Genomic DNA, 4,394 nt, shown 5'->3' with positions numbered 1-4,394 from the left:
TGATTGAAATTTCTGTTTTTATGCGGTGAATCCGGATCTAACAATTCGTGTATGGGTGTTCTGGGTCTTTGAACCACAATGATATCATTTATCTCATAGCGATATCTTCCGTCACGTGCCATCACATTGATGTTATATCTAATCTGCCCAAATCTTACCTGTACTCCGTCAACCTCGTTATATACGGTCATATTATGCCGGCCGTGAATAGTATTTCCTTCTTCATCTCTTTCCTGAATTACTGAATGTGGATTAACAAAAAAGTTGTTATACCAGTGGTCAATTCGCTCATAGAGTTCCGATGCTTTTACTCCGTCTACGGGAATCACATCAATATACTCCGCTTCTCCCGTACTTTCATTTAAAGGAATCGGTGGCTGAGAAATCGCTGAATGACTTATATTTAGCATTAAAAATATGCTGAAAAGGCTGACTAATATTTTCATGATTTTTATTTTTCGTAAAATAATATTTTAAAAACTGCTATCACAAAACTAATAAAAAAGCGGTATAATGTGAAGGATCTCCCAGACCGGAATACCAGATAATGGCTCCGTAAATAGCAAAACGAACAAAACGGCTGAGTGCAAAAAGAAAAAACCCTTTATAGGAATATCCCATAGTTCCGCTAACCAAACTAATGGTAGCAAAAGGCAGCGGAGTAAAGCTTGAAATTAAAATCACCCATCCGCCATATTCATTATACATGGGAGCATATCGCCGGATAGCATGTATGGTCATTCGCTTAAAAAAACGACGATTATGTAAAAATTTCCCGAGCAAGAAATTAAAACTTGCCCCCAAATACGATATGAATGCAAATAGAAATACAAAAAATGCATAATCGGCAAGAGATTCGTTCAAAGCCCAAATGAGAAAAAATTCCGGGGGAATAATTCCAACCACACTTTCAGAGATAGTAAAAATGAGAAAAACCAGCTTTACATTCTCCATCAAGGGCTCCACAAAATCTTTTACCCGCTCGGCTATATAAAATTTATATACGAGATACACAGCAACTACCATAGCAAAACCTATGATAGCTCTGAAAATACTTCGTATAAAAAATTTACGTAAGCCGGGTCTATTCTTCATCTATATAGTGTTCGTTTTTCATTAACCAAAAACTATTTACTTTTCCGGAAGTTCTTAAATTTAAAAACCCCAGCTGAATTAATTCCAGCATAGCCAGAAAAACAAAAATAGCCTGCACCCTGTCTAAAACCAATTCAAAAGTCTGCTCAAAGCTAAGCTTATCAAACTGCAAAATTCTTTGTTTCAAACGATTTTTTTCATCGTCTATGCTATAGTTAAATCGGATAACCTTATGCTCCACTTTTAGATTTCTTTGCTGCATCTTATCCAATACTTTTTTAAAGGATTTCAACAGCTTATATAAATCCAGATTGTGTAATTCCGGGTCAGAATTGTCTGTAATATCTTTCAGCATCTCAATTTCAGCCATAGTATTCCCGCGGGGTAATTTTTTACTCTGATTTTCCTCCAAAGCTCTCAATTCATCCAACACAGCTTTGTAGCGTTTATACTCCAACAGCTTTTTTACCAATTCTTCCCTCGGATCAATTTCATTTCCTTCCTCATCTTTTTCCTTTCTTGGAAGAAGCATTTTGGCTTTAATGCGCATCAGGGAAGCCGCTACCAACATAAATTCACTCGCCAATTCAATATCCTCTTTTGACTTTGCCTCTCCCCCGGGGAAATGAGTATTCATATACGCCAAGAAGTCATCTGTAATTTTAGCAATCGGAATATCATATATATCCAACTCATCTCGTTCTATAAAGAACAATAAAAGATCAAAAGGCCCGCTATATTGTGGAAGTTTAATTTCGTAAATCAATTGTTGCGACTTCATATTTACGAACAAAATTAATTTTTTTTTGTTTGAATATATCGTAAATAGCAAATGGTTCTTAGTTTTCATCATATTTTTCTAAATTTGCTACTTATAAAAGTCTTAAAAAGCACATTATGGAAATTCAGCCCGGGCCATTATTAGCCAAAATCGATTCTCCGGATGACTTAAAAAAACTTAAGCCCGAACAACTCACTCAATTTTGCAGTGAGTTAAGAGAGTTTATCGTAGATCACGTTAGCCTTTATGGTGGCCACTTTGGCGCTAGCTTAGGGGTTATTGAACTTACCGCCGCTATTCATTATGTGTTTAATACACCGGATGATCAGCTGGTTTGGGATGTCGGGCATCAGGCCTACGGACACAAAATTATTACCGGCAGAAAAGATCAATTTTATTCTAACCGGGTATATAATGGTTTAAGCGGTTTCCCGAAAAGAAGTGAAAGTGAGTATGATACTTTTGGAGTAGGCCACTCTTCAACATCTATTTCAGCCGGTCTGGGAATGGCATTTGCTTCTGATTATATGAAAAAAGATGACAAGCAACATATAGTCGTTATCGGAGATGGTGCATTGACCGGAGGGATGGCTTTTGAAGCCCTGAATCATGCAGGTTCCTCCAAGGCAAATCTGCTGGTTATTCTGAATGATAATTGCATGTCTATAGACCCTAATGTAGGTGCCTTAAAAGAATATTTAACCGATATTTCCACTTCAAAAACCTATAATTATGTACGGGATGAGGTATGGAATCTGCTCGGTCATTTAAATAAATTTGGAGACAAAGCCAGAGATATGGCTTCAAAGATAGAAGCCGGACTAAAAGGAATTTTGTCAAAGTCCAGTAATTTTTTCGAAGCACTTAATTTCAGATATTTTGGCCCTATAGACGGGCATGATGTGCATCGTTTGGCTCATACTCTGGAAGATTTGAAAAAAATCCCCGGTCCAAAATTGCTGCATGTAATCACCGTAAAAGGAAAAGGCTACAGTCTGGCAGAAAAAGACCAAACCAAGTGGCATGCCCCCGGATTGTTTGATAAGGTTTCCGGTGAAATTTTTAAAACTATACCTGAAAAGCCTCAGCCACCAAAATATCAGGATGTTTTCGGACATACGATAATCGAGCTGGCAAAGCAAAATGAAAAAATCATGGGCATAACCCCGGCCATGCCGAGTGGTTCATCCCTGAAATATATGATGAAAGAAATGCCTGAAAGAGCTTTTGATGTGGGTATCGCGGAACAACATGCTGTTACTTTTTCCGCAGGACTTGCTACTCAGGGCTTACGCCCCTTTTGTAATATTTACTCAACTTTTATGCAGCGTGGTTATGATCAGGTGGTCCATGATGTGGCATTACAAAAATTGCCGGTAGTCTTTTGTCTTGACAGAGGCGGATTGGCAGGAGCTGACGGACCTACGCATCACGGTGCTTTTGATTTAGCTTACTTCAGATGCATCCCCAATATGATTGTATCTGCTCCCATGAATGAACAGGAGCTCAGAAACTTAATGTACACTTCTCAACTGGAAAAAAATCAGCTGCCTTTTTCTATTCGCTACCCCAGAGGTAATGGCGTAATGCCTGACTGGAAAACGCCTTTTGAAGAAATTCCGGTTGGTCAGGGTAGATTAGTTACTGAAGGAGAAAAACTGGCTGTGCTCTCCATTGGTCATCCCGGGAATTTTGTGGTAGATGCCTGCAAGGCTTTGAATAAAGAAGGTATTTATCCGGCGCATTATGATATGCGTTTCGTAAAACCTTTGGATGAAAAGTTATTGCATGAGGTATTCAGCAAGTTCAAACAAATCATCACCATTGAAGATGGTTGCATAAGCGGTGGTTTTGGCAGTGCTGTATTAGAATTTGCCGCAGATAATAACTATTCAGCCCGTATTAAACGATTAGGCATACCCGATCGCTTTGTAGAGCATGGTACTCAAAAAGAACTTTGGAAAGAGTGTGGTTTTGATACTGATGCCATTAAAAAGCAAATCAGATTAATGATAGGCGCTAAGGTTACTGTTTAATTTTTAATTTTTTCCTTTTTCTTTTCAAAAGTGTAATGTGGTTTTGTTAACTGCATCATCTCTTAACGCACTTTATTTTCAATTACATTTGACTGTCTGTCAGTGGGTTAAAAAATATTTTAATTATTTCTTCTTTTTTCATGCAACCTTTTGGCAAAAGTGTAGTCTTATAGGTGGTTGTCTCAATGAGGTAATTTATTACTTCATAATCCATTTTTATTGGGTTAATCCCGGTTTCTTTTTTAGTAAGAGGGTAAGTGTTTTGCACTTACCCTTTTTTTGGTTGAAATTAGAGTAGGTTTTAGGTGGGAAGTAGGCAGCAGCAGCAGGCAGTGTAGCAAGGCTAAGGAACCCAAATTTCAAGAAGACAAGAATTCAAAGGCAGCAATTTTATTTGAGCACTTTTAAAAGGGAAAACCTAAAAAAATTCCGTCATTGCGAATGCGACTAACGTAAATTTTGGGTTTCGTAAATGCTTCCAA

Annotated in this window: 5 protein-coding genes; 1 reads left to right on the top strand and 4 read right to left on the bottom strand. The window is 37.8% G+C overall.

Going from position 1 to position 4,394, the window contains the following annotated elements; genetic code table 11:
• From EA412_00420 to EA412_00410, 3 genes are all read right to left on the bottom strand, one after another.
• A partial coding sequence (locus EA412_00420) for a DUF4468 domain-containing protein (protein TVR84391.1) occupies window positions 1–446 on the bottom strand: 446 nt, incomplete at its 3' end.
• Window positions 447–486: 40 nt separating this feature from the next.
• Window positions 487–1,095: a hypothetical protein gene (locus EA412_00415; protein TVR84390.1), complete on the bottom strand. Its 609-nt coding sequence runs from the start codon at window positions 1,093–1,095 to the stop codon at window positions 487–489.
• A complete protein-coding gene (locus EA412_00410; protein ID TVR84392.1) occupies window positions 1,085–1,876 on the bottom strand; it encodes a chromosome segregation protein ScpA in 792 nt (263 codons plus the stop codon). The genes EA412_00415 and EA412_00410 overlap by 11 nt, the downstream gene beginning before the upstream one ends.
• Window positions 1,877–1,992: 116 nt before the next feature.
• Between EA412_00410 and EA412_00405 the strand changes: the two genes are divergently transcribed.
• Window positions 1,993–3,912, top strand: coding sequence for a 1-deoxy-D-xylulose-5-phosphate synthase (locus EA412_00405; GenBank protein TVR84389.1), 1,920 nt, complete (start codon window positions 1,993–1,995; stop codon window positions 3,910–3,912).
• An 82-nt stretch (window positions 3,913–3,994) separates the two neighbouring features.
• On the opposite strand, the gene EA412_00400 is transcribed toward EA412_00405, so the two are convergent.
• On the bottom strand, window positions 3,995–4,180 hold the full coding sequence (locus EA412_00400; protein ID TVR84388.1) for a hypothetical protein: 186 nt from the start codon (window positions 4,178–4,180) through the stop codon (window positions 3,995–3,997).
• Window positions 4,181–4,394 lie beyond the last annotated feature (214 nt).

Source organism: Chitinophagaceae bacterium (assembly GCA_007695095.1).
Classification (GTDB): domain Bacteria; phylum Bacteroidota; class Bacteroidia; order Chitinophagales; family REEL01; genus REEL01.
Note: the sequence above shows the minus strand (reverse complement) of the source record. Positions and strands in the feature narration are given on the sequence as shown.

Excerpts from the sequence above, each read along its gene's own strand:
- EA412_00415 (TVR84390.1), bottom strand. The coding sequence starts at position 1,095 with ATGAAGAATAGACCCGGCTTACGTAAATTTTTTATACGAAGTATTTTC.
- EA412_00410 (TVR84392.1), bottom strand. The coding sequence starts at position 1,876 with ATGAAGTCGCAACAATTGATTTACGAAATTAAACTTCCACAATATAGC.
- EA412_00405 (TVR84389.1), top strand. The coding sequence starts at position 1,993 with ATGGAAATTCAGCCCGGGCCATTATTAGCCAAAATCGATTCTCCGGAT.